The 23,693-nt window shown below is 70.9% G+C and carries 21 protein-coding genes; 7 read left to right on the plus strand and 14 right to left on the minus strand.

Features of this window, described 5'->3' with window-relative positions; genetic code table 11:
* The first annotated feature begins 617 nt into the window (after positions 1–617).
* Entirely contained in the window at positions 618–1,322 is a 705-nt protein-coding gene (gene lexA, locus AB0I04_RS12810; RefSeq protein ID WP_360882869.1) for a transcriptional repressor LexA, read from the plus strand.
* A gap of 51 nt (positions 1,323–1,373) precedes the next feature.
* On the opposite strand, the gene leuS is transcribed toward lexA, so the two are convergent.
* From leuS to AB0I04_RS12845, 7 genes are all read right to left on the minus strand, one after another.
* Positions 1,374–3,839 (minus strand): leucine--tRNA ligase, encoded by a 2,466-nt coding sequence (gene leuS / locus AB0I04_RS12815; protein ID WP_360882871.1) that lies wholly within the window; start codon positions 3,837–3,839, stop codon positions 1,374–1,376.
* Positions 3,840–4,169: 330 nt separating this feature from the next.
* Positions 4,170–4,643, minus strand: coding sequence for an SRPBCC family protein (locus tag AB0I04_RS12820; protein WP_360882874.1), 474 nt, complete (start codon positions 4,641–4,643; stop codon positions 4,170–4,172).
* Complete coding sequence (locus tag AB0I04_RS12825; RefSeq protein WP_360882877.1) at positions 4,640–4,882, minus strand: hypothetical protein; 243 nt, start codon at positions 4,880–4,882, stop codon at positions 4,640–4,642. Before AB0I04_RS12825 ends, AB0I04_RS12820 begins: the two co-directional genes overlap by 4 nt.
* Before the next feature lie 73 nt (positions 4,883–4,955).
* The gene (locus AB0I04_RS12830) at positions 4,956–6,209 is read right to left on the minus strand and encodes a cytochrome P450 (RefSeq protein ID WP_360882880.1); all 1,254 of its coding nucleotides are present in this window, start codon (positions 6,207–6,209) and stop codon (positions 4,956–4,958) included.
* A gap of 89 nt (positions 6,210–6,298) precedes the next feature.
* The gene (locus AB0I04_RS12835) at positions 6,299–7,165 is read right to left on the minus strand and encodes an alpha/beta hydrolase (protein WP_360882883.1); all 867 of its coding nucleotides are present in this window, start codon (positions 7,163–7,165) and stop codon (positions 6,299–6,301) included.
* 161 nt (positions 7,166–7,326) lie between these two features.
* Complete coding sequence (locus tag AB0I04_RS12840; RefSeq protein ID WP_360883189.1) at positions 7,327–8,610, minus strand: class I SAM-dependent methyltransferase; 1,284 nt, start codon at positions 8,608–8,610, stop codon at positions 7,327–7,329.
* 2 nt (positions 8,611–8,612) lie between these two features.
* Complete coding sequence (locus AB0I04_RS12845; protein WP_360882886.1) at positions 8,613–9,977, minus strand: FAD-binding oxidoreductase; 1,365 nt, start codon at positions 9,975–9,977, stop codon at positions 8,613–8,615.
* 93 nt (positions 9,978–10,070) lie between these two features.
* Between AB0I04_RS12845 and AB0I04_RS12850 the strand changes: the two genes are divergently transcribed.
* Positions 10,071–10,661 carry a pyridoxamine 5'-phosphate oxidase family protein gene (locus AB0I04_RS12850; RefSeq protein ID WP_360882889.1) on the plus strand — a complete coding sequence of 197 codons (591 nt, stop codon included), beginning with the start codon at positions 10,071–10,073 and terminating at the stop codon, positions 10,659–10,661.
* Here the strand turns inward: AB0I04_RS12850 and AB0I04_RS12855 are convergent.
* Together AB0I04_RS12855 and AB0I04_RS12860 are read right to left on the minus strand one after the other, a co-directional pair.
* Entirely contained in the window at positions 10,639–11,169 is a 531-nt protein-coding gene (locus tag AB0I04_RS12855) for a DUF1707 and DUF4870 domain-containing protein (RefSeq protein WP_360882892.1), read from the minus strand. The two genes, AB0I04_RS12850 and AB0I04_RS12855, sit on opposite strands and share 23 nt — an antisense overlap.
* A gap of 83 nt (positions 11,170–11,252) precedes the next feature.
* A complete protein-coding gene (locus AB0I04_RS12860; RefSeq protein ID WP_360882895.1) occupies positions 11,253–12,365 on the minus strand; it encodes a polysaccharide deacetylase family protein in 1,113 nt (370 codons plus the stop codon).
* A gap of 196 nt (positions 12,366–12,561) precedes the next feature.
* Here AB0I04_RS12860 and AB0I04_RS12865 point away from each other — a divergent pair, with 196 nt between their 5' ends.
* On the plus strand, positions 12,562–12,912 hold the full coding sequence (locus AB0I04_RS12865) for a hypothetical protein (RefSeq protein ID WP_360882897.1): 351 nt from the start codon (positions 12,562–12,564) through the stop codon (positions 12,910–12,912).
* A 73-nt stretch (positions 12,913–12,985) separates the two neighbouring features.
* On the opposite strand, the gene AB0I04_RS12870 is transcribed toward AB0I04_RS12865, so the two are convergent.
* Positions 12,986–13,600, minus strand: coding sequence for a LysE family translocator (locus AB0I04_RS12870; protein WP_360882900.1), 615 nt, complete (start codon positions 13,598–13,600; stop codon positions 12,986–12,988).
* 109 nt (positions 13,601–13,709) lie between these two features.
* Between AB0I04_RS12870 and AB0I04_RS12875 the strand changes: the two genes are divergently transcribed.
* Positions 13,710–14,627: a LysR substrate-binding domain-containing protein gene (locus AB0I04_RS12875; protein ID WP_360882903.1), complete on the plus strand. Its 918-nt coding sequence runs from the start codon at positions 13,710–13,712 to the stop codon at positions 14,625–14,627.
* A gap of 81 nt (positions 14,628–14,708) precedes the next feature.
* Here the strand turns inward: AB0I04_RS12875 and AB0I04_RS12880 are convergent, their stop codons facing one another.
* Positions 14,709–15,785 carry a DUF4192 domain-containing protein gene (locus AB0I04_RS12880; RefSeq protein ID WP_360882906.1) on the minus strand — a complete coding sequence of 359 codons (1,077 nt, stop codon included), beginning with the start codon at positions 15,783–15,785 and terminating at the stop codon, positions 14,709–14,711.
* 278 nt (positions 15,786–16,063) lie between these two features.
* Here AB0I04_RS12880 and AB0I04_RS12885 point away from each other — a divergent pair, with 278 nt between their 5' ends.
* Entirely contained in the window at positions 16,064–17,098 is a 1,035-nt protein-coding gene (locus tag AB0I04_RS12885) for an aminotransferase class V-fold PLP-dependent enzyme (RefSeq protein ID WP_360882909.1), read from the plus strand.
* A 142-nt stretch (positions 17,099–17,240) separates the two neighbouring features.
* A complete protein-coding gene (locus AB0I04_RS12890) occupies positions 17,241–18,941 on the plus strand; it encodes an AMP-binding protein (RefSeq protein WP_360882912.1) in 1,701 nt (566 codons plus the stop codon).
* A gap of 23 nt (positions 18,942–18,964) precedes the next feature.
* Here AB0I04_RS12890 and AB0I04_RS12895 read toward each other — a convergent pair whose 3' ends face one another.
* From AB0I04_RS12895 to AB0I04_RS12905, 3 genes are all read right to left on the minus strand, one after another.
* Positions 18,965–21,052 (minus strand): ATP-dependent DNA helicase, encoded by a 2,088-nt coding sequence (locus AB0I04_RS12895; RefSeq protein WP_360882915.1) that lies wholly within the window; start codon positions 21,050–21,052, stop codon positions 18,965–18,967.
* A 156-nt stretch (positions 21,053–21,208) separates the two neighbouring features.
* Complete coding sequence (locus AB0I04_RS12900) at positions 21,209–21,568, minus strand: ArsR family transcriptional regulator (RefSeq protein ID WP_360882918.1); 360 nt, start codon at positions 21,566–21,568, stop codon at positions 21,209–21,211.
* A 175-nt stretch (positions 21,569–21,743) separates the two neighbouring features.
* On the minus strand, positions 21,744–22,295 hold the full coding sequence (locus AB0I04_RS12905; protein ID WP_360882921.1) for a helix-turn-helix domain-containing protein: 552 nt from the start codon (positions 22,293–22,295) through the stop codon (positions 21,744–21,746).
* A 79-nt stretch (positions 22,296–22,374) separates the two neighbouring features.
* Here AB0I04_RS12905 and AB0I04_RS12910 point away from each other — a divergent pair, with 79 nt between their 5' ends.
* Entirely contained in the window at positions 22,375–23,622 is a 1,248-nt protein-coding gene (locus AB0I04_RS12910) for a serine hydrolase (RefSeq protein WP_360882924.1), read from the plus strand.
* Positions 23,623–23,693 lie beyond the last annotated feature (71 nt).

Genomic DNA, 23,693 nt, shown 5'->3' on the forward strand with positions numbered 1-23,693 from the left:
CCTCCCCTGACAGCGAGTCACGCGTCTTCTACGCGAACCTCACCTTGTAACCACAACTTATGGTGAACTACATCCATGTAACTACTAGATGTTGTGGTCCAACCGTAGAGCCCGACCGAGGGCATCGCAACCCACATGAGGCACCCGGCGCGAAGAGCCCGCCTACGAGGAGATCCGCGGCCCCCACCGGCGTGTCGCGCCCTCCGCCGGACGCGACGATCCGCCGCCATGGCACGCCTCACCCTCATCGACCTGCGGAGACGCCGCCGACGGCCGGAACGGTGAAGTGGATCACATTGCGCCGGCGCTTTCGCGCGGGCGCACCCCTGACTCCCAAGCCTGCCATGTCCCGCCCGGGCACACGACGGCGACCACCCCCTTCGGAGCGCCGCCCGTACGACAGTGGCCCGGCGATGACATCCGCCCTTCACCAACGGCCGGACAGGAATTATTATCGAACACATGTACGAGCTAAAGCCGACATAGGCCCGGACCGTAAAATTCCACATTTTTCGAACACCTGTTTGATCATTTCCCGGAGAAGCGATAACGTCCCTCTACGGGAGTGAAATACCGGCGGCCGCGCGTCACCGCAGAAGACATCCATCGGAGACACCATGAGCAAGGTTCGGGAAATGCCGGACGGCCCAGGCGACGAGAGCGGGCTGACGGTCCGCCAGCGCAAGGTGCTGGAGGTGATCAGGGACTCGGTCCAGCGGCGCGGCTACCCGCCCTCGATGCGCGAGATCGGCGAGGCCGTCGGGCTGACCAGCACCTCGAGCGTCTCCCACCAGCTCCGGACACTGCAGCGCAAGGGCTTCCTGCTGCGCGACCCGAACCGGCCGCGCGCGGTGGTCGTCCGCATGCCCGGATCCTCGGCGGTCGCCACCGAGTCCGAGCACGAGGCGTACGAGATCACCAACGGCCAGGAGGCCTCGGCGCGCCCCGCCCCCGCGTACGTCCCGCTCGTCGGCCGCATCGCCGCCGGTGGCCCGATCCTCGCCGAGGAGGCCGTCGAGGACGTCTTCGCGCTGCCGCGACAGCTCGTCGGCGAGGGCACGCACTTCCTGCTGAACGTCACCGGTGACTCGATGATCGAGGCCGCCATCGCCGACGGCGACTGGGTCGTCGTACGTCAGCAGCCCGTCGCGGAGAACGGCGACATCGTCGCCGCGATGATCGACGGCGAGGCCACCGTCAAGACCCTCAAGCGGCGCGACGACAAGGTCTGGCTGATGCCGCACAACCCGGCGTACGACCCGATCCCCGGCGACGACGCCACGATCCTCGGTCGCGTGGTGGCGGTCCTGCGCAAGATGTGATCCCACCCGGGTCGGCGGCCAGGGGGGCACCGACCCGGGTGGATTCGCCCGTCAGGCGGGCACGATGTTCACGATCTTCGGGGCGCGCACGATGACCTTGCGCACACCCCGGTCGCCCAGCGCCGCCCGGATCTTCTCCGAGTCCAGGGCCAGCCGCTCCAGGTCGCCCTCGGCGATGTCCGGAGACACCTCCAGGCGGTCGCGGACCTTGCCCGCCACCTGCACGACGCAGGTGACCGACTCCTGGACCAGCAGCGAGGGCTCGGCCGTCGGCCAGCCCGCCCTGGTCACCGGAGCCGTACGGCCCAGCCGCTCCCAGATCTCCTCGGCGGTGTACGGCGCGACCAGCGACAGCATGACCGCCAGGGTCTCGGCCGCCTCCCGCACCGCCGGGTCGGCGCCGCCCGCGCCGGCATCGATCGCCTTACGGGCGGCGGAGGTCAGCTCCATCATCCGCGCGATCGCGACGTTGTACCGGTGCGCCTCGACCAGCCGGGTGACCTCGTCGATCGTCCGGTGCGTCAGCTTGCGCAGCTCGACGTCCCCGGCCGCCGGGTCGGCCCCGGGCGCGGAGGTCACGTCGGCGGCCACCCGGTACACGCGGGCCAGGAACTTCACCGAACCGGACGGGGACACGTCGGCCCAGTCGATGTCGTCCTCCGGCGGACCCGAGAACAGCATCGTCAGCCGCACGGCGTCGACGCCGTACTCGGCGATCTGCTCGCCCAGGTCGACCAGGTTGCCGGTCGTCTTCGACATCGACGAGCCGTTCAGAATGACCTGGCCCTGGTTGACCAGCCGCTTGAACGGCTCGGTGAAGTCCACCATCCCCATGTCGTACAGCACCTTGGTGAAGAACCGCGCGTACAGCAGGTGCAGGATGGCGTGCTCGACACCACCGGTGTACTGGTCGGCCGGCATCCACCGGCGCACCTTCTCCACGTCGAACGGCCCGTCGGTGTAGTCCGGCGAGCAGTACCGCAGGAAGTACCAGGACGAGTCGACGAAGGTGTCCATCGTGTCGGTGTCGCGCTTGGCCGGACCGCCACACTTGGGGCATTCGACGTTCACCCAGTCGTGGGCCGCCGCCAGCGGCGACACGCCCTTCGGCGCCAGGTCGGCGCCGCGCAGGTCGTCCGGCAGGCGCACCGGCAGCTGCTCGTCGGGGACGGGGACCTCGCCGCACGCGTCGCAGTGGATGATCGGGATCGGCGTGCCCCAGAACCGCTGCCGGGAGATCAGCCAGTCGCGCAGCCGGTAGTTGACGGAGGCCTTGCCCAGGCCCTTCTCCTCCAGGACCTCGACGATCCGCGGGATGGCGGCGGACTTGGTCATGCCGTCCAGCGGCCCGGAGTTGACCAGCTCGCCCTCGCCGGGGGTGGCGACCCCGGTCTCGGCCGGGTCCTGCTCCCCCGTCTGGACGACGATGCGGACCGGCAGGCCGAACTTGCGGGCGAAGTCCAGGTCGCGCTGGTCGTGGGCGGGCACCGCCATGATCGCGCCGTGGCCGTACTCCGCCAGGACGTAGTCGGAGGCCCACACGGGGATGCGCTCGCCGTTCACCGGGTTGATCGCGTAGCGGCCCAGGAAGACGCCGGTCTTCTCCCGGTCCGCGGACAGCCGCTCGATCTCCGACTCGCGCCCCACGGCCTCGCGGTAGGCCTCGAACTCGGCGCGCTGTTCCGGCGCGCAAATCTCATCGGCCAGCGCGGCGTCCGCGGCGACGACGAAGAACGTCGCGCCGAACAGGGTGTCCGGCCGGGTCGTGTAGACGGTGACCGGCTCCGCGCGCCCCTCGATCTGGAAGGCGACGTCGGCGCCCTCCGAGCGGCCGATCCAGTTGCGCTGCATCAGCAGCACCCGCTCGGGCCACTCCAGATCCGCCATGTCGGTCAGCAGCCGGTCGGCGTACTCGGTGATCTTGAAGTACCACTGCGTCAGAACGCGCTTCTCGACCAGCGTGCCGCACCGCTCACAGTGCCCGTTGACGACCTGCTCGTTGGCCAGCACCGTCTGGTCCTTGGGGCACCAGTTGACCTGCCCGCCCTTGCGGTAGGCCAGGCCGCGCTCGTAGAAGCGCAGGAACAGCCACTGGTTCCAGCGGTAGTACTCCGGGTCGGAGGTGTGCAGCCGGCGCGACCAGTCGAAGGAGATCCCGTACCGCTTGAACGACTCCGCCTGGGTGTCGATGTTGGTGTACGTCCACTCGGCGGGGTGGGAGTTGCGCTTGATCGCGGCGTTCTCGGCCGGCAGGCCGAAGGAGTCCCAGCCGATGGGGTGCAGGACGTTGTACCCCTTCTGCAGCCAGTAGCGGGCGATGACGTCGCCGATCGCGAACGCCTCGGCGTGACCCATGTGAAGATCGCCGGAGGGGTACGGGAACATGTCCAGCGCGTACTTGCGAGGCCGCTCGTCACCGGGGTCCTCGCTCGCGGCGAAGGGCTTCAGCTGTTCCCACCGGGACTGCCACTTGTCCTGGATCGTCCGTGGGTCGTAGTTCTCGTCGGCGCCTGTCATGGATTCCTCGTCTGATTCGCACGGCTTCGGCTGGCGGTGAACCGTGCCCCTTGCATGAGAACGCCCCTCACGCAGGAGGGGCTGCCGCGTCGACGTCTCGGGTCAACGCGGCCGGCTGAGGAGCAGCCGAGATCGCATACCTCAAGACTATCGCAGACGCAAGGACACCGGGCGATTTGTGGTCACCGAGCGAACACGGCAGGGAAGGGGGGCCGCTGATCCCGGCTTCCGCGGGTCTCTCCCGGTCTCCCGCGACCCGGATCAGAGTCTCGGCGGGCCGACCGGCTCCTTCTTCGGCGACGACGGCCCACTCCCCTGGTGACGCCGGCGTCAGAGTCCCAGCGCGAGGTCGATGGCCCGCTTCCAGGACCGGAGGAAGTCCGGGTAACCGGCGGCGAAGTGGCGGAGCTCATCCTGCGCGGCCTCGGTCAGCGCGGTGAGTTCGTAGGTGACCGTCACCCGCGTTCCGGGGCCGTCCGCGCCGTCCAGGACGACGGACACGGTCCCGGCGTGGACGCCGGGGGTGACGCGGGCGTACGAGACGGTGCGTCCGGGCTCGCGGGCCGTGACCACCCAGGTGGTCACCCGGCCGTGGGCCGCCGTCTCGAACGCCGTGCCCGGCGCGGTGTCGTCCTCGGCCGGTGCCGGGAAGCGAGGGTCCCAGCCGTCGACCCAGTCTCGTTCGCCGACCGGGGTGAACAGACGGAAGGCCTCCTCAGGGGGAAGGCCGACGCGGATCGCGCCGGTGAGACGGTGCCGCGCTCCCTCCACGGCGGGGGCCGGATCCGCGCCGCCGGCCGTCATTTCTCCTCCAGCCGGTGCGCGTCGGCTGCGGTCAGCGTCAGACCGTACACCGACGTGAGCTGCTCGATCTTTCGCAGTGTCTCCGGGGAGAAGGGCGCCTTTCCCTCGAAGGCGTGCAGGACGACGCCTTCGACCAGCTCACCGAGGGGCATGTCGAGATACTCGGCGAGCGCTTTGAGGACCTTCAGGGTGTTGCGCTCGATCCGCAGCCCCGTCTGGACACGCTCAACTGTTACCATGTTACCAAGATAACATGATAGCGATCACGGGTACGGCGCCGCGCCAACGGCGGCGCCGTACCGGGGTCACGCGTCAGACGGTGTAGGGCAGGTGCTTGATGCCGTTGATGAAGTTGGACAGCAGGCGGTCCGGCTCGCCGGTGGCGCGAATGCCCGGAGCCCGCTGGAAAAGCTCGCGGAACATCACGGTGACCTCCCTGCGGGCCAGGTGCGCGCCGAGGCAGAAATGCGGACCCGGGCCGCCGAAGCCCACGTGCGGGTTGGGATCCCGGGTGATGTCGAAGACCTCCGGGTCGGTGAAGACGGCCTCGTCCCGGTTGGCCGCCCAGTAGTACAGCAGCAGCTTGTCCCCGGCCTTGAACTCATGGCCGTTCAGCTCGGTGTCGCGGGTCGCGGTGCGCCGCATCCAGATCACCGGCGAGGCGTACCGCACGATCTCCTCGACGGCGCCCGGGATGTACCGCTCGAAGTCCGAGGCGAGGAGTGCCCGCTGCTCCGGATTGGTGGTGAGCAGGTGCAGGCCGTGCGCGATGGCGTTGCGCGTGGTCTCGTTGCCGGCGACGACCAGGAGGATGAAGAAGGACCCGAGCTCCTGGTCGGTCAGCGACTCGCCGTCGATGTTCGCGTTGACCAGGGCCGAGATGAGGTCGCCGGTCGGCTCGTCGCGGCGCCGCCGGCCGACCTCCTCGACGAGATCCTTCAGGGTCTGCCCGGCCTCGAGGAGCTGGAGCGCGACCTGGTCGGGGTCGTCCGGGACGAACTCGGGGTCGGCGCCGGCGAGGATGACGTTGGTGTTGTCGAAGACGGTCTTGTAGTGCCTCTCGTCGATCCCCATCAGGTCACAGATGATCTTCAAGGGAAGCCGGGCGGCGACGTCGGTCACGAAGTCGCCGGCGCCCTTGGCCAGGACCTCCTCGACGACCTGCCCGGCGGTGGCCTGCACCTGGTCCTCGAACCGCTGGATCATGCGCGGCGAGAACGCGCGCGAGACGATCCGGCGGATCTTGGCGTGCCGCGGATCGTCCATGTTGATCATGGAGCCGAAGTACTCGCCGAGGTCGGCCGGCATGTCATTGATGTTGATCGCGCCCTGCCCGGAGCAGAAGTCGGCCGGCCGGCGCGACGCCTCCACGACGTCCGCGTGGCTCACCAGCGCGTAGTAACCGGGTCCAGTGGGCAAGAACGACATCTCCGGTTCGCGGAAGAACGCCGGCCGCGGCAACCTCCGCAGCGTCCGGAACAACGCGTGACGCTCCTCGAGCGGACGTTCCCAGAACTCCCATTCGGTCAGATCGATCCCGTCGGGCCGGGTCTTCTCCACCGTCATCCGCCACCCCTCACCATTAGAATCGCATTCTGCTCCATTCTGCCAAAGTGGCCACTTACGCCGCAGGCGATGGTGACGACGAGCGTCCGTCAGGCGTCCAGCCAGTCGAGGATCAGCCGGTTCACCTCGGCCGGCCTCTCCAGGTGAAGGAAGTGACCGACGTCCGAGACGATCCGCGCCACCGACCCGGGCGGGAGATGGGCCTCCACGTCCGTCGCCGACGGCGCGGCCAGGCAGCCGTCGGCCGCGCCGTGCAGATAGAGCGCCGGCCGCTCGCCGACGCGCTCGGCCGCCTCCTGCACGGCGGCGTACGCGGGGACGTGCCGCGACGGGTCGAGCATCGCCCGGTAGTAGCCGATGGCGGCGGCGAGGTTCTCCGGGTCGCGCAGGCACTCCTTGGCGTACGCGACGTCGCGGGTCGCGTCGTAGCCGGGCGACCAGTCCGCCCACAGGCCGTCCAGGAACGCCATGTCCCCCGTTAGCACGGCCGTCTCGGCCAGCGGCGTCTGGAAGAGGAATATGTAGAAGGACCGTTTGAGCTGCGCGTAGTCGAAGAACGCCGACAGCAGCGCACCGAACGGCGGGACCGCCATGGCCACCGCGCGCCGCCAGCGCTCCGGCGCCGCCGAGACCGCGGCGTACGTCGCGGCGGCGCCCCAGTCGTGCCCGATGAGCACGGCGTCGGCGTCCCCGCCGAAGGCCTCGTGCAGGGCGTTCGCGTCCGCCGCCAGCGCGCCGGTCTGGTAGGCGCCGTCCTTCGGCACCTCCGTGGGCGCGTACCCGCGCAGGAACGGCGCGACCGCGTGGTAGCCGGCGTCGGCCAGCGCGGGCATCAAGTGCCGCCACGTGTGCGCCGAATCGGGAAAGCCGTGCAGGCACAGGGCGAGCGGCCCGCTACCGGCCTCCAGGTAGCCGAAGGTCAGATCGTTCGCACGAATCGTCGCGATCTCCGCCATGAGCCGACGTTAAGCCGCCGTCGCCCCGACGTCACCGTCTTCGGCGAACCCGGCCAGGGCAGGACATCATCCGCGAACGGGGCGACGAAGCCGACCGCCGATGCTCCGCCCGCAGAGAGACGGCGGTCGCGGCGCGTGCCGCGACCGCACGTCACCGCGGGTCAGCCGGCCGTCGGCGGCTCGAACGAGGGCCGCAACGGCATGCCGGAGCCTCCGTCGTCGTGCAGTTTGACGCCGAGGACCTGGTGCAGCTGGATCCAGTTGAGGTCGAAGCCGAGCCGCGAGCCGGCCATGTACAGCCGCCACACGCGAGCGGTGCCCTCCCCCACCTCGGCGACGGCCTCGTCCCAGTGGTCGTCGAGGTTGCGGCACCAGCCGGTGAGGGTCTTCGCGTAGTGCTCACGGAGGTTCTCCTCGTGCCGGATCTCGAACCCCGCGTCGTTCATCCGCGAGATCAGCCAGCCCGGCCCCTCGAGCTCGCCGTCGGGGAAGACGTACCGGTTGATGAAGCCTTCCTCCCGGATCGACGGCTCACTGTCGTCGGGACGGGTGATGCAGTGGTTGAGCATCCGCCCGCCGGGCTTCAGCTTGCCGTACAGGAAGGAGAAGTAGCCGGGGACGTTGGCCTTGCCGATGTGCTCGGTCAGGCCGATCGAGCTGACGGCGTCGAAGTCGCCCTCGGTGACGTCCCGGTAGTCGAGGTGGCGGACCTCGGCGAGCTCCGACAGCCCGGCCTCGGCGATCGCCTTCTGCGCCCACTCGGCCTGCTGCTTGGACAGCGTCACGCCGAGCGCCTTCACGCCGTACTCGCGCGCGGCGTGCATGACCATGCCGCCCCAGCCGCAGCCGACGTCGAGCAGCCGCATGCCCGTGCGCAGTCCGAGCTTGCGGGCGACGAGGTCGAACTTGTTGAACTGCGCCTGTTCCAGCGTCGCGTCCTCCGACGGGAAGCACGCACAGGTGTAGGCCATCGACGGGCCGAGCACCCACTCGTAGAAGGTGTTCGAGACGTCGTAGTGATGGGAGATCGCCTTGGCGTCACGGCGCTTCGAATGCCGCAGGCCCGACAGCAGCGGCACCCGGGCGGGCCGGACCTCCTGTGGCGGCGGGTCGAGGCGCTTCAGCGCGGCGGCGCGCAGCAGCGGGTCGCGCAGGATGCCGCGCAGCAGCGTCGTCTTGTCGGCCCACGTCAGCTCCCCCAGCGCCGACTGCATCCGGTACAGCGCCGTATGCATGTCCCCGATGATGTCGAGGTGCCCCGCGACGTACGCCCGCGCCAGCCCGAGCGCGCCCGGCGCGTGCGCGAGGTAGGAGATCGCGTACGGCGACTTCACCTCCACCCTGATGTCCGCGCCGAGAGCGCCCGCACGGCTCTCGTCATAGGCCCGGAACTCCACCTGCGCATCGCGACCGACGACACGCTCGAATGCCTCCGCCAGCTTCATGCTCACCTGCCTCGTACGGTTTTGTCGTAGAGATCCAGCAGCCGTCGGTCCGGGTCGTATTCCTCCTTCAGCCGCTGGTACGTCGTGCCGTCGTAGTACCGCCAGAAGTCCTCGCGGGTGTAGAAGGCCGTCGAGTACAGCGATTTGTGGCCGTCGAGGCGGGCGACCTCGCGCTCGATCAGCCGGTTGTGGTGTTCGGGTAGTCGGCCGGGCTTCTGCGGCACCGTTCCCCAGAAGCCCACGTTGACGTACGTCCGCCCGGGCTCCAGGGGGTACAGCGGCCACTTGTCCTGTGCCCGCAGCGGGCAGAGCCACACCGGGCTCATGCCGATCTCGCGGTGGAAGAAGTCCAGGAAGTCCGGCAGCCGCTCCACCGGCACCTCGACGTCCTGGATGACGTCCTCCCGCGGCGGGCGACCCAGCCAGCGGTCGACCCGTGCCGACGTCTGCAGTCGCTTGTCGAGGGCGACCAAGCGACGGTAGACGTCGGAGCGTTTCTTGGACGCCGGCCACGCCCGGCGTATCAGGGGGTTCTGGACGCCGAACGCCCGCGAGCACCAGAACCAGTCGGTGTCCCAGCGCCAGAGGTAGTCGTGCGTGGTCAGCACGTCGGTCGGCGGACCGTCCGGCCGCAGCCAGCGCGCCGTGACGTAGCGGTCGCGTATCGAGCGGTAGTAGATGTCCTGCCCGGTGTAGTCGGAGACGCGCTCGGCCGTGTCGGCGAACCTGCCGAGCGTGAGATACACCTCGTCCCCGCCGAACACCGTGCCGTCGATGAAGTCCGCCTGCGCGCCGAGCTCGTCGATGGCCTCCGCGCACTCCCGGGCGGAGGAGAACCGCACGTGCCACAACGCGACGTACGGCTTGACGGGCTGCAGCCGAATCTTCAGCCGCAGGGTGTATCCGAGCGTGCCGTACGAGTTGGGGAACGCGTAGAACAGGTCGCGGTGCTCGTTGTCCGGGGTCGCGACGACGACCTGACCCGAGCCGGTGAGGATCTCCATCTCCAGGACCGACTCGTGCGGCAGACCGTGGTGGAACGACGACGACTCGATGCCGAGCCCGGTGACCGCGCCGCCCAGGGTGATGGTCTTCAGCTGCGGCACGACCAGCGGCATCAGCCCGTACGGCAGCGTCGCGTCGACCAGGTCCTCGTACGTCGTCATGCCCTGCACGTCGGCGACCCGGGCCTCGGGATCGACGCTGAGGACCTTGTCGAAGCCGCTCACGTCCAGGCCGGGGGCCTGGATCTCGTCGCGGAAACGGAACAGGTTCGAGGTGCGTTTCGCCAGCCGGACCGGGGTGCCCTCGGGGATGGCCCGGTAGGAGGCCAGGAGCTTCTCGACCGCGCTGTGGTGACCTGTCACCGGTCGATCTTCTCACCACCGTCCAGGTCGTTACAGCCAGGGCGCGTGTAGTGTCGGATTCGGCGGCGGTGTAGGACGCGAGGGGCGGCGCCCATGGGGAAGCTCTACGAACGCATCGACGAGCGGCTTCGTGCCTTCATCGCGGCGCAGCCGATGTTCTTCGTGGCGACCGCCCCGGCGGCGGGCGGCCACGTCAACGTCTCCCCCAAGGGCTACCGCGACACCTTCGCGATCCTGGACGACCTGACGGTGGCCTACCTCGACCTGTACGGCAGCGGCTCGGAGACGATCGCGCACCTGCGCGACAACGGCCGGATCACCATCATGTTCTGCTCGTTCGATCGGCAGCCCAAGATCTTGCGCCTGTACGGCTCCGGGCGCGTCGTACGGCCGGACGCCCCGGAGTGGGCCTCGCTCATCGGCCGCTTCGGAGGACACCCCGGCACGCGGACCATCATCGTGGTCGACGTCGAGCGCATCGCCGACTCCTGCGGTTACTCGGTCCCGTTCATGGAGCTCGCCGGGGAGCGGCCCCTGCTCGACGACCAGCACGGCCGCCGGGCCCCCGAGGAATGGGCGCCGCGCGTCGAGCGCAACGGCGCGAGCATCGACGGCCTGCCCGCCCTCGAGCCCGACCACCCAGCGCCGTCGGCCTCGGGCGTCAGCGCACCAGCCGAAGCGTGAAGGGATAGCGGAACGGCGTTCCCGCGAGCCCGAGCAGCGCGGCCACCCCGCACACGATCCAGCTGACGGCGTACGCGATCGCCCCGACGCCGAGCGTCACGACCGTGAGGATCAGCAGCGTGAGCTGGAAGTTGAGCGCCGTCACGATGTGAGCGCGGACGTACGGCGAGCGGCGGGCGGTCGTGCACAGCATGACCAGCGGCCCGAGGAAGAGCGTCGTGCCGCCGAGGACGTGCGCGAGCGCGGCCAGCACCCGCTGCTCGGCGGTCGGCTCACCGACCGGCATCGACACGGCGCGCGCGGCGGGTCCCGCGGGCACGGGGGCCAGGTCCGCCAGGACCGCGTCCAGGTCGGCACGCGTCCGCGCGGTCATGGCGAGATGCAGCCGCAGGTCGAGTTCTTCCTTGTCGATGCGGCCTTCGGCGAAGGCCTGCTGCAGCCGGTCGACGATCGGCTCACGTTCGGTCGTGGAGACGCGCAGCGCGCCGGGCGGTACGGAGGTGGTCATAACTCGATCGTGCTCCGCGCCGGCTTCCAGAGCCATCGGGGAGACCCCTGATCGGTCCCTGAGGTCAACCCGAGTACGGCACGTCAGCCTCCGGACGGCGCGCCCGGTGCGGGGGTGGCGGGCGACCCGGGCGGCAGGGCGGGGTTCCCCGCGCCGGGCGGTGCGGCCGTTCCTCCCTGGCCCTTCGGGTGGGACGCCGACTGCTCGTGCGGGCTCTTCCGCTGGGGGACAGGCCCGTCGAAGTACACCTGACCGGGTTTGAGAGGACGGCCGCCGAACAGCTCCGGCACCGTCACGAACGTGAAGCCGCGGTGGGCCAGGCCGACCAGGATCTTGGGCACGGCGTTCACCGTCGTGGGGTGGATGTCGTGCATGAGGATGATGTCGCCCGGCCGGGCCCAGCTGACGGCCCGGTGGGCGACGATCGCCGAGTTCCGGTCCAGCCAGTCGTTCGTGTCGACGCTCCAGAGGATCTGCGCCATGCCCATGTGGCGCGTCACCGCGGCCACGCGCCGGTTCGTGGCGCCGTACGGCGGGCGCATCAGCGGTGTACCGCCGCCGGTGGCCCGGCGGATCTCGCCGAGCGTGCGCACCAACTCCGACCTGACCGCGCCGTCGGACATCGCACTGAGCTGCGGATGCGTCCAGCTGTGGTCGCCGATCGCGTGGCCCTCGGCGAGTTCGCGCCGCACGAGCGCCTCCCGGCCGCGGATGCTGCCGCCGATCAGGAAGAACGTGGCCTTGACGTGACGGGCGGCGAGCATGTCGAGCAGCTTGGCGGTGTACGGGCCGGGGCCGTCGTCGAACGTGAGCGCGATGCACTTGACCTTGTGGCAGTCGACCCTGGGACGCGCGGCGGGGGACGCGGCGGCTCGCGGCGGCCAGGAGAAGGAGCGGAGGCGGGTGGCCAGGTCGGCGGCCGGACGCGCGGCCGCTCCGGAGCCGCCGGTGACACGCCGCAGGTCCGGCCCGGCGGGCGGCCGTGCCGGCGTGGGGCGGGCGGCGCCGGTCGGCGCTCCCTGCGCGGAGGAGGCCACGGTGGGGTGCGCACCAAGGCCGCTGAGCCAGCCCAGCCCCAGCACGACCGCGGCGATGGCGATGCCCTTGCGACGCGGCGCGACGCGCCCATTACCCGATCGGGCGATCCTCGACGGAATGACGAAGCCCACCGAACCCCCGATTCGCGATCTACGCACGACAGGGCACACCTTAATGCGATATTTGCTTTAGTGATCTCGAGTCGGTCAAATGCCGACAAGCGCATGGTGCCATCGTTTGGAACCCTGCACGATGGATCGGGCGTTAGAGACGTGACGAATCGCGCGATCCGGCTCCGGAGGCCGTCAGGCGACGGACGAGAGGATCGCAACGGGTTCTTGGGGAGGACGTCCGATGAGGTGGGGCGATCGCTTCGGGATTCGCCGCTGGCGGGGGAACAGGGTCACCATGCTCGACCGGGAGGCGACGAACGCCGACATCGAGTCGCTGATGGCGTTCGCCCGCAGCCGCAGAGGCGTGGAGTTCTACGTCGAGCCGGAGACGTTCGCCACCGACACCACGGCCGTGGCGATCGCCGCCGACGGCGAATGGACCCGGCGCCGGGTCGGCTCCCCGCAGGTCATCCACAAGGTCGCCCGCGACCTGCGACTCCCGGTGTACGACGTGCAGATCACCGGCTATCCGCAGCGCATGCGGGACTTCAACGAGCGCCGCAAACGCCAGGGCGGCGCCACCTCACTCTGACCTCGGGGCCTCACACGCCCACGGCCACCACCTGACCAGGGGCCCGCACGGCCACCACGACCCGACCAGCGCGTCACACGCCCACGGCCACCGCGACGCCGAGCACGAGCAGCACGCCACCGGTGATCATGCGCAGGCGACGCTGGACGGCGGGCCTGGCGACCAGAGTCCTCCCCCGGTCGACGCCCCAGGTGAACAGCAGGTACCAGCAGGTGTTCACCAGCGCCCAGACCAGCCCCAGCGCGATGCTGGAAAGGAGCACCGGGCCCTTCGCCGTGACGAACTGCGGGAGCACGGAGACGGCGAACACTCCCGCCTTCGGGTTGCCCAGGGTGGTGGAGAGGCCGGCCGCGTAGCCGCCCCACCGGTTCGCCCGCCGCGCGCGGGGCTCGGCCGTGCCGGAGTCCCGCGCCGCCCACAGAGTGCTCACTCCCAACGCGAGGAGCACCACCCCGCCCATGATCCGGATCGCCCGGTATGCGGCTGGATTGGCCAGCAGGACCGCGGAGAGGCCGGCCGCGGCGGCGGTCGCCCAGATCAGCAGGCCGGTGGCGTTGCCGGCGATGCAGGCCCACGCCGCGCGGCGACCACCGCCGAGCGTCTGCCGGAGCATGAGCGCCTGACCGGCGCCGGGCAGCATGGCCAGCAGCCAGGTGGTGACGATGAACACGGGCAGGTGAGCGGGCACGCGACAGCACACTCCACGGTCGGCGGGGGTTTACGTCCACCCTCAGCCTGCCGTCCGGGGCGGCCCGTAGAGAAGTTAGCTCAGAGGCGTGCTGTTTTAAGATTCCTTAATGCTCACCGATCCTCGACAACTCCGCCTGCTCGCGCTGATCGAACGCTATGGGTCGCTGTCGGGCGCCGCCGACGTCCTGAGGCTCACTCCCGCCGCGGTCACCCAGCAGATCGCCAAGGCCGAGCGGGACTTCCGGGCCCCGTTGGTCCTGCGGGGCCCGCGAGGAGCGACGCTGACGGCGGCGGGAGCGGTGCTGGCCGCCCGCGGACGGGTCATCGACGAGGAGACCGACCGGGCGTCCGCCGAGCTGGCGGCCCTGCTCGGCCACCTGTCGCTGCGCCTCCGCATCGGCGCGTTCCAGGCCGCCGCCCTGCACCTGCTGCCCCCGGCGCTGACGGCGCTTCGGCACCGCCATCCGGACGCCGACCTGTCCGTCGTCGACCTCCAGTCCGAGCACGGCGTGGAGGAGGTCACGGCCGGCCGGCTCGACATGGCCGTCGTCGCGACCTGGGACGCCGACGTCGCGGCGCCCCCGCACCTCTCGGTCCGCGAACTGCTGCGAGACCCTCTGGTGGTGGTACTCCCCGACGACCACCCGCTCGCCCTCGAACACCCGCCACAGGCGCCGATCGGCCTGGAGCGACTGCGGGACGAGGCGTGGGTCACGATCCTGGCCGGCCACGCCGCGCGGGCGCAGTTCGACCGGATCACGGCCACGGCGGGCTTCACGCCGCAGATGAGGTTCCAGACGGGGTCCTACGACGTCGCCCAGGCACTGGTCGGCACCGGCATCGGCGTCGCCCTGGTCTCCCGGCTCGCCCTCACCGGAGCGCCCGGCACCACCCACCGGCCGCTGGCCACGCCCGCGCCGCACCGCCGCCTCCACGCGGTGACTCCCGCCGACACCACGCTGACGCCGCTCGTCGGTGAGTTCCTCGACCTCCTGCGGGACGTCGCCCGCGACATCGGCCGCTGAGCCACTCGATCCCTGGCGGTCGCCGCTCGCTCGCGGTGGCGACCGCCAGGACTTCCCGACGACGATGTCGCCTCGAACCGGTCAGCTCGCCTCGTCGAGTTGCTCCGGGGTGATGTCGAGTGGAACGGACCAGGGCGGCAGGCCGCTGACGAACAACTCGTGCAGCAGCCGCGCCATGGAGTAGTGCGGGTCGGCGGCCAGCGCCCGGTCCAGCGCGAGGTTGGCCAGCGCGCCCTCGCCCGCCCGCCAGGCGGCGAACGCCAGCAGACAGGCCGGCGCGGCGAGGTACGGCTCGGCCACCCGGCGCACGACGTCACGCCAGAGCCCGATGTGGGCGCCGATCTCGCCGTCGTCGATGCGGACCCACGCCTCGTCGCGCACCCGGAGGTTGACCAGGAGCACGCCCAGCCAGGCGACCTCCGCATCGGTCGGCGGGGCGCCGCCCGCCCGCGCGCGCTCGATGAGGAGCCGGACCAGCCGCACCCCCTCCCCGGCCACGCGCCGCGACAGTCCTCCGCCACCCGCCCCCGCACCCTCGCGGCTCCCGCCTCCCGATGCTCCGTCGTCCTGAGCGGTAGTGCCCGTCCCGCTCCGGGCGGCCTCGGTCGCGGCGGCCTCGGCCCAGGAGGCCAGGCGATGCTCGGCCTCCAGGGTCGCCTGTCGCATCGCCTCGCCGCCGGCCGGCGCGATCATCCGCGCCAACTCGTCGCGGTCCGGCAGGGCGACCAGGCCGCCGGCGATGGCCGCCGCGGCCACCGCGCTGCCGCGCACGTCGACGAACGTGCCCTCCGGCGGGCAGCACGCCGGGTCGGTGCACAGGTAGGACCAGTAGCGGTCGTCCTCGACGCGCATCACCTCGCGGAGCCGTACGCCGTCGCGGGCCAGGAGGTCACCGACCCGCTCGACGACGGGCGTGACCCGGGCGCCCGGACCGTAGCCGGCGAGGATGACCTCGGCGGGCCGGCGTCGCGTGATGAGGTCGGTGACGTGGTCGAGGAGCACGTCCGAGGCCGTTAAGTCCAGCCGGATCGCGTATGTGCCGTCTTCGCCGCCGCAGCACAGCACGACGACGCTGTCGGTGGGGTGGAAGCCGACGAGATAGGGAATGGCGGCGACGACGTCGGCGGGCGACCGGAGCCGCAGTGTGTTCGGTCTCATGACCACGAGCGTCCCGCGCGGACCCGGCCTGCCGACACCCCTCCACCCCCGACTGTGGAAAACCGCTGGCGGCACCGAGGTGCACGGCCGCGTGGGCCGCCAGAGAGGCGCCGCGGCACGCAGCCGCGCCACCCGGCCCGCCCGGCCGCCGCATTCCGCGGGCGCCTGATCTACGGCCGACTTCGCCGAGCGGGGCTCACGGCGGACGAGATCCCACGTGGCACCTCGACGCGCCGCGCGGCCTCCGACCGTCCTTCGCGGCACGGCACACTGAGTCGGTGGAACTACACGAGGCCGTACATCTGTGGGAGCCCACACCGGGGTACCTCAACACCGCGAGCTACGGGCTGCCGCCCTGTCCCGCCCTGGAGGCGGTCCGGCGGGTCCTCGGCGAATGGCAGTGCGGCGACGAGCCGTGGAACTCCTGGGACGTCTCGACCGGACGGGCCCGGGAGGAGTTCGCCCGGCTGGTCGGTGCGGACACCGACGACATCGCCGTGGGCGCCGCCGTCTCGCAGCAGCTGGCCCCGGTGGCCGCATCGCTGCCGTCCGGCGCGCACGTCGTCGTGCCGGAGGTCGAGTTCACCTCGAACCTCTTCCCGTGGCTGGTCCAGGACCTGAGCGTACGGACGGTGCCGCTGGAGAAGGTCGCGGAGGCCGTCGACGGCCGTACCGCGGTCGTGGCGTTCAGCGTCGTGCAGTCGGCGACCGGGCAGATCGCGCCGGTCGACGACATCGTCGCGGCGGCGCGGGCGAACGGCGCGCTCGTGGTGGCCGACGCGACACAGGCGGTCGGCTGGCTGCCCGTCGACGCGCGGCGGTTCGACGTGCTCGCCTGCGCGGCGTACAAGTGGCTGATGGCCCCGCGCGGCGCCGCGTTCTGCTACCTCTCCCCCGCCGTACGGGAGCGGATCCGGCCGGTCGCCGCCGGCTGGTACGCGGGTGAGGAGCCGGACGGGGAGCCTCACGCGTACTACGGACCGCCGCTGCGGCTCGCGTCGGCGGCCCGGCGGTTCGACCTGTCGCCGGCGTGGTTCTCGTACGTCGGGGCGGCGCCCGCCCTGGAACTCCTGGGCGCCATCGGGGTCGAGCGGATCCACGCCCACAACGTCGCGCTCGCCGACCGGTTCCTGGCCGGTCTGGGACGGCCGCCCGCGGGCAGTGCGATCGTGAGCGTCGACCTGCCCGGAGCGCAGGAACGCCTGGCCGCGGCGGGGGTGCGCGCGGCCGTACGGGACGGCCGGCTGCGGGCGGCGTTCCACCTGTACACGACCGACGCCGACGTGGACCTGGCCCTGAACGCGCTCACGTGAACGCCACGGCGGCGCCGTTCCTGCGCACATGCCTGCTAAGAGGGTGGATAAATCGCATATGCCGGAACACTGGGCAATGGGCGGCAGATGATGCGAAGGTGACTTAAAGGTTTCGTCTGCTTACGGTGGTGATCGTCGGCGAATGCGCACGCCCTACGACGAGAGACCTTGGCTCCGCTTCTACGCAGACGGGGTTCCCGCCGACGTCGAGGTGCCCGACGTGCCGCTCACGCGGCTGCTCGACGCGTCGGCCGATCGCTTCCCCGGCAATCGGGCGCTGGAGTTCCTCGGGCGTTCGATGACGTACGCCAAGCTGCGCGACGCGGTCGATCGGTTCGCGACGGCGCTCGCCCGATTGGGCGTCCGGAAGGGCGACCGGGTGGCGGTGATCCTCCCCAACTGCCCGCAGGAGGTCATCGCCTTCTACGCCGTGCTGCGGATCGGCGCGGTAGTGGTTCCCACCAACCCGCTGTACACCCCGGACGAGCTGTGGTATCAGCTGACCGACTCCGGTTCCCGCGTGGCGATCGTCTTCGACAAGGCATATGAGACGGTACGCGAGGCCATCCCCGGGACGGCGGTCGAGCACGTCGTCGTCACCTCGCTCCCCGACTACCTGCCCTTCCTCAAGCGGAGGATGCTCAAGCTCCCGCTGGCCAAGGCGCGCCGGCTGGCCGCCGAGCTGAGCACCGAGATCCCCGAGGACGAGCCCGTCCAGTGGTTCGACGACCTGCTCGACGAGGCGTCCGAAGCACACCCGCAGGTGATGGTCGACCCGTTCCGTGACCTGGCCGTCCTGCAGTACACCGGCGGAACCACCGGCCGCCCCAAGGGCGCCATGCTCACTCACCGGAACCTCGTCGCGAACGCCTTGCAGACCACGGCGTGGGATCCGGCGATCCGGCCGGGGCACGACGTCAATCTGGCGGTGGTGCCGTTGTTCCACGTCTTCGGTCTGACGTTCTGCCTGACCTGCACGATTCTCATCGGCGGAACGGTCGTCCTGATCCCGCGCTTCGACCTGGAGCTCGTGCTCGACGCCGTCCGCAAGCACAAGCCCACGCTGTTCCCCGGCGTGCCGCCGATCTTCCAGCAACTCGCCGCGGCGCCGGAGGCGAAGAAGGCCGGGGTCGGCAAGATCCGTACCTGCGTGTCGGGAGCCATGAAACTCGCCCGTACGACGGTCGACGCCTTCAAGACGGGGACGGGAGGGCACGTCATCCAGGGATACGGGATGACCGAGGCGTCCCCGGTGGTCATGGCCAACCCCCTCGACGGCAACGCCCGGCACGTGTCCGTCGGCACTCCCCTGCCGAGCACCGAGGCGCGGATCGTCGACGAGAACGACCCCTTCCGCGTCCTCCCGGTGGGCTATCCCGGCGAGCTGATGGTGCGCGGACCGCAGATCTTCGCCGGGTACTGGGGCCAGCCCGCCGAGACCGCGCAGACCCTGTCACCCGACGGCTGGTACCGGACGGGCGACATCGGGATGATGAGCCCGGACGGTTTCTTCACCCTCATCGACCGCAAACGCGACGTCATCATCGTCGACGGGTTCAACGTCTACCCCTCGGAGGTCGAGGCGGTCCTGCTCACCCACCCGGCCGTGGAAGAGGCGGCCGTCATCGGCATACCGGACCCGGGCCATGGAGAGGCGGTCGCCGTGTACATCATCCTTGAGCGGTCGCACCGGCCGAGCCCGGATGAGGTGCGGGCGTACTGCGCGGAGCACCTCGTCGGGTACAAGGTGCCCACCTTCGTGGAGTTCCGCTCGTCGCTGCCCCGCAACATGCTGGGCAAGGTCCTGCGCCGGGTGCTCCGGGAGGAGAACGCGCTGTCCTGACCCGGTGACGCCCGCGGCCCGTCTCAGTCCGCCGTGTCGAGGCGGCGCAGCGCGGCCTTGACCTTCTCGGAATCGAACGTCGTCCAGAACGGCGGCAGCGACGACCGCAGGAATCCGCCGTAGCGTGCGGTGGCGAGCCTGGGGTCGAGGACGGCGACGACGCCGCGGTCGGTCATGGACCGCAGCAGGCGTCCCGCGCCCTGCGCGAGCAGCAGCGCGGCGTGGGTCGCGGCGACGGCCATGAAGCCGTTGCCGCCGTGCGCGGCGACGGCACGCTGCCGGGCCGAGGACAGCGGGTCGTCCGGGCGCGGGAACGGGATGCGGTCGATGACGACCAGCCGCAGCGACGGGCCGGGCACGTCGACGCCCTGCCAGAGCGACAGCGTGCCGAACAGGCAGGTCGCCTCGTCGTCGGTGAACTGCTTGATGAGCTGCGTCGTGGAGTCGTCCCCCTGGCACAGCAGCGGCTGCTTGAGGCGGCCGCGCAGCTCCTCGGCGGCCTGCTTGGCGGCCCGCATGGACGAGAACAGGCCGAGCGTACGGCCCCCGGCGGCCTCGATCAGCTCGGTCAGCTCGGTGAGGTACGCCTCGGGCAGGCCGTCGCGGCCCGGCTGCGGCAGCCCCCGCGCGATGTAGAGGATGCCGCTGCGGGCGTGGTCGAACGGCGAGCCGACGTCCAGCCCCGACCACCGCAGCGGCCGCTCCCCCGCGTCCTTCTTCTCCGGCTCGTCGCCGTCTGGTGCCTCGGCGGCCTCCGCCGCTCCGTCCGCGGCGGTCCCGAGCGGCGGCAGGCCCCACTGCCGGGCCAGCGGCTCGAACGACCCGCCCAGCGACAGGGTCGCCGAGGTGAGCACGGTCGTACGGCGGCCGAACAGGCGCTCGCGCAGCAGCCCGCCGACGCCGAGCGGCGCCACGCGGAGCGCGGTCGGCCGCCGGGAGTCCTCGTTGAAGGGCCGGTCCAGCCAGACGACGTCGTGCCGGGACGCCAGGTCGGTCTCGAACGTCTCCAGGAGCCGCCCGGCGGTGTCGTGGATCTCCTCCAGCGCCGTGAGCGCGGCCCGGCCCGCGCCGAGCCGCTCGGCGTCGTCCCCGGCGGTCTTCAGGCTGGTGCGCAGCGCGGTGGCGCAGGCGTACGCGGCGTCCCGGATCGGCAGCAGGGTCCCGCCGAGGGCCTGGGGCAGGACGTCCATGCGGCCCGGCGCGGTGTCGGCGAGGATCGGCTGCAGCGCCTCCCCGGCCTCCTTGAGCCGGTCGGCGAGGTCGTCCTCGATGAGCCGGCCGCAGCGGCGCGCGGCGAACTCCACGGCCGACGCGGACAACTCGGCGGTGGCCACGGAGGTGACCCGGTCGACGAGCTCGTGCGCCTCATCGATGATCGCGACGTCGTGCTCGGGGAGGACCTGGAACTCCTCCAGCGCGTCGATGGCCAGCAGCGCGTGGTTGGTGACGACGACGTCGGCGTCGCCGGCCTTGTCACGGGCGCGCTCGGCGTAGCACTCGGTGCCGAACGGGCAGCGCTGCGCCCCAAGGCACTCGCGGGCGCTGACGGCGACCTGCCGCCACGCCTGCTCGGAGACCCCGGGGACGAGCTCGTCGCGGTCGCCGGTCTCGGTCTTCTCGGCCCACTCGTGGATGCGCTGGACCTGCCGGCCCGTGGCGGAGACCGTCTGGGCGTCGAAGAGGATCTCGTCCGGGTCGTCGGGCTCGTCGACCTGCATCCGGTGCAGGCACAGGTAGTTGCGCCGGCCCTTGAGGATCGCGAACGCCGGCTCGCGGTCGAGGAGGGGCGTCAGCGACTCGGCGAGGCGCGGCAGGTCGCGCTCGACGAGCTGGCGCTGCAGCGCGATCGTCGCGGTGGACACGACGACGCAGGCGTTCTCGGCGGCGGCGTGGCGGACGGCCGGGACGAGGTAGGCCAGGGACTTTCCGGTGCCCGTGCCGGCCTGGACGGCGAGGTGCTCCCCGGACTCGATGGCGTGGGCGACCGCCTCGGCCATCTTGACCTGGCCGGGCCGCTCGGCGCCGCCGACCCCGGCTACGGCCGCGGCGAGCAGAGGCCCGACGTCCGGAACGTCGGTTTTTTCAGAGGAGTCGAGGAGGTCGTCGGCCACCCGCTCAACGCTACCGGGCGACGAGGACCGTTCGCCGCCACAGCCACGCTTTCCCCAGTCGTCACCGTCGGCTGCACTCGGCCAGGACCAGGGCGAGGAGACCGGGAAACAGCGCCTCGAACTCCGCTCGCCGGCCGCCGCAGCCGCGCTTCCCCGTCAGGTGCGCTCGGCCAGAACCAGGGAGAGGAGGCCGGGGAACGCCTCGTCGAACTCGGCTCGCCGCAGCCGATTGAACCGGCGCGGCCCCTCGTCGCGCTGCTCGACCAGCCCGGCGTCGCGGAGCACGGCGAAGTGGTGGCTCCGGGTCGCCTTCGACACCGGAAGGTCGAAGGTGCCGCAGGCGCGGGTCCAGTCCGGCTGCCCGGCGAGTTCGCGCATGATCGTCCGGCGGACGGGGTCGGCGACCGCGTCCAGGGCGTCCTGCAGCGGCACTTCGGAGGGATGCCGGTGCGTCAGCCCGCGGGCCCGCGCGGACGGGCCGGGCGGTTCGGTGTTCGATCCGCGTCGTACACTCATATGGTCGACCTCCATCGAACACTGTAGGCGAGGAGTCACAATGATCCGGCACACCGACCCGGCGTACGGCCCCGGCGCCCGCGACCGCCTGACCGAGACGGCCGACCCGTCCGCAGCGCGCAGTGACGCGACGGGCCTGAGGCGTAGCGTCCCGAGCACCACCCGAGGCGGCGCCTCAGCCGGACTCGGGGTCGGCCGGTGGTTCTTCGATGGGGAAGAAGATGGGGCTGAGCAGGTATCGCGTGCGGTCGGGTGTGGGCGGGTTGGCCAGTCGGGGCGCGATCGCGGAGCGCAGTTCGCCGATCATCGCGTTGAGTTCGTCGCGACTGAGCCAGATCGCGTGCTGCCGGTAGCCGACGAGGTCGGTGACCGGGTCGGCGTTCCCTCGGTCGAGGTAGGCGTTGAACTCGGCGACCAGGGCGGCCAGCGCATTGGCGAATCCGCGCCGGTGGTCGTCGGGTGACAGCGACTTGGCCGTGTCGAGGTCGATGACCGCCCGGTCCTGGCGCAGCCGGTAGTGGCGCTCCACCGCACCGCGCACCCGCCGCTCCTCGGCCACTTCCAGGATTCCGCCGGCGGCGAGCAGGTCGACGTGCCGATAGACCATGGCCTTCGAGACGTCGGACAGGCGCGCGCACAGCTGAGCGGTGGTGAACGTCCGACCGCCGCGCATGGCGTGCACGATTCGTAGCCGCACCGGGTGCCCCAGCAGCTCCAAGATGTTCACGGTTCAACGATCTCATAATGTGTTACCGTTCGCAAAAGCTGAGAAAGATAGTTCGGAACCGACCGAGGAGAACAGAGCAGTGAGCGAAGAAATCGCGGTGGACGCATCCCCGTCGACCGCCGCCCGGCGGCTGGAGTGGCTGGTCGGCGCGTCGGCGCGCGCACCCCTACCGGACGACGAGATCCGTCAGCGCCTGGCGCCGGCCCTACTGGATGCGATCGGCGGGCCGGAAGGACTCAATGCCGCGCTGGCCGGGGTCGGCCCGCTCGCCGTACGCGAGATCCTTACGCGGCGGCCGGATCACGCCCAGTCGGCGGTGCGCGGCCGCGCTGCCGACTACCTCGTCACGGTGCGCGTGGACGGGGCGGGCCTCATCGACGACGTGCGGCTGACCCCCGACGACGCCTCGCCGACCTCATGGACGGACGTCGACGGCCGACTGGCCCGGCTCGGAGCGCGCGTGTCCTTCGCCGCGGCCGAGATCGGCCCGGACGGGCAGTGCCGGATCGTGCACGGCCTCGGCGCCGACACACAACGACCCATCGGCTCGGCGTTCAAACTGTACGTGCTGGGCGCGCTCGGCCAAGCGGTCGCCGAAGGGCGGGCCTCCTGGGACGAAGAGCTGGCGATCCGCGACGGCTGGAAGAGCCTGCCTGGAGGCGTACTGCAGAACCGACCGGCCGGCACCACCCTCACCTTGGGGGAATACGCCGACCACATGATCTCGATCAGTGACAACACCGCCACCGACCACCTGATCCACCGGCTCGGCGGGGACGCGGTACAGCGCCAGATCGCCCTGTTCGGCCACCGGCAGCCCCACGCGAACACCCCTTTCCTGACCACCAAGGCGTTCTTCCAGCTCAAAGTCGATCCGGCCCGCGCGCGACCGTTCCTGACCACGTCCGGGGAAGAACGCGCTGCCGCGTTGAAGGAACTGGAACGACTGCCCCTGCCCGACGTGCGAGAGACCTGGCCCCGGCCGTTCCGGATCGACGAGATCGAGTGGTTCGCCTCGCCGGCCGACATCTGCCACGCCTATGCGGGGCTGCTGCGGCTTGGCCAACCTGAGATCCACCACGCGCTGTCCCGCAACGACGAGGGCCTGAACCTGGACGCCTCCCGGTTCCCGGTGGTGTGGTACAAGGGCGGCAGCGAACCTGGCGTCGTGACCCTGAGCTACCAGGCCCGCACCGCCGACGGCCGTGCCCTGGCCACCAGCCTCATGGTGTCCGACCCCGCCGTCTCGATCGACACGGCCGACGTGACGATGAAAGGCCAGGCGATCATCCGAAGCGTGCTCCGCCTGCTGGCCACTCCACAATGACCAAGTCCGACGTCCCGGCTCACATCTCGCGCCGACTCCACAGGGTCGCTGCTCAGCACCGGATTTCGGCT

Source organism: Actinoallomurus sp. NPDC050550 (assembly GCF_040655075.1).
Lineage (GTDB): Bacteria > Actinomycetota > Actinomycetes > Streptosporangiales > Streptosporangiaceae > Actinoallomurus.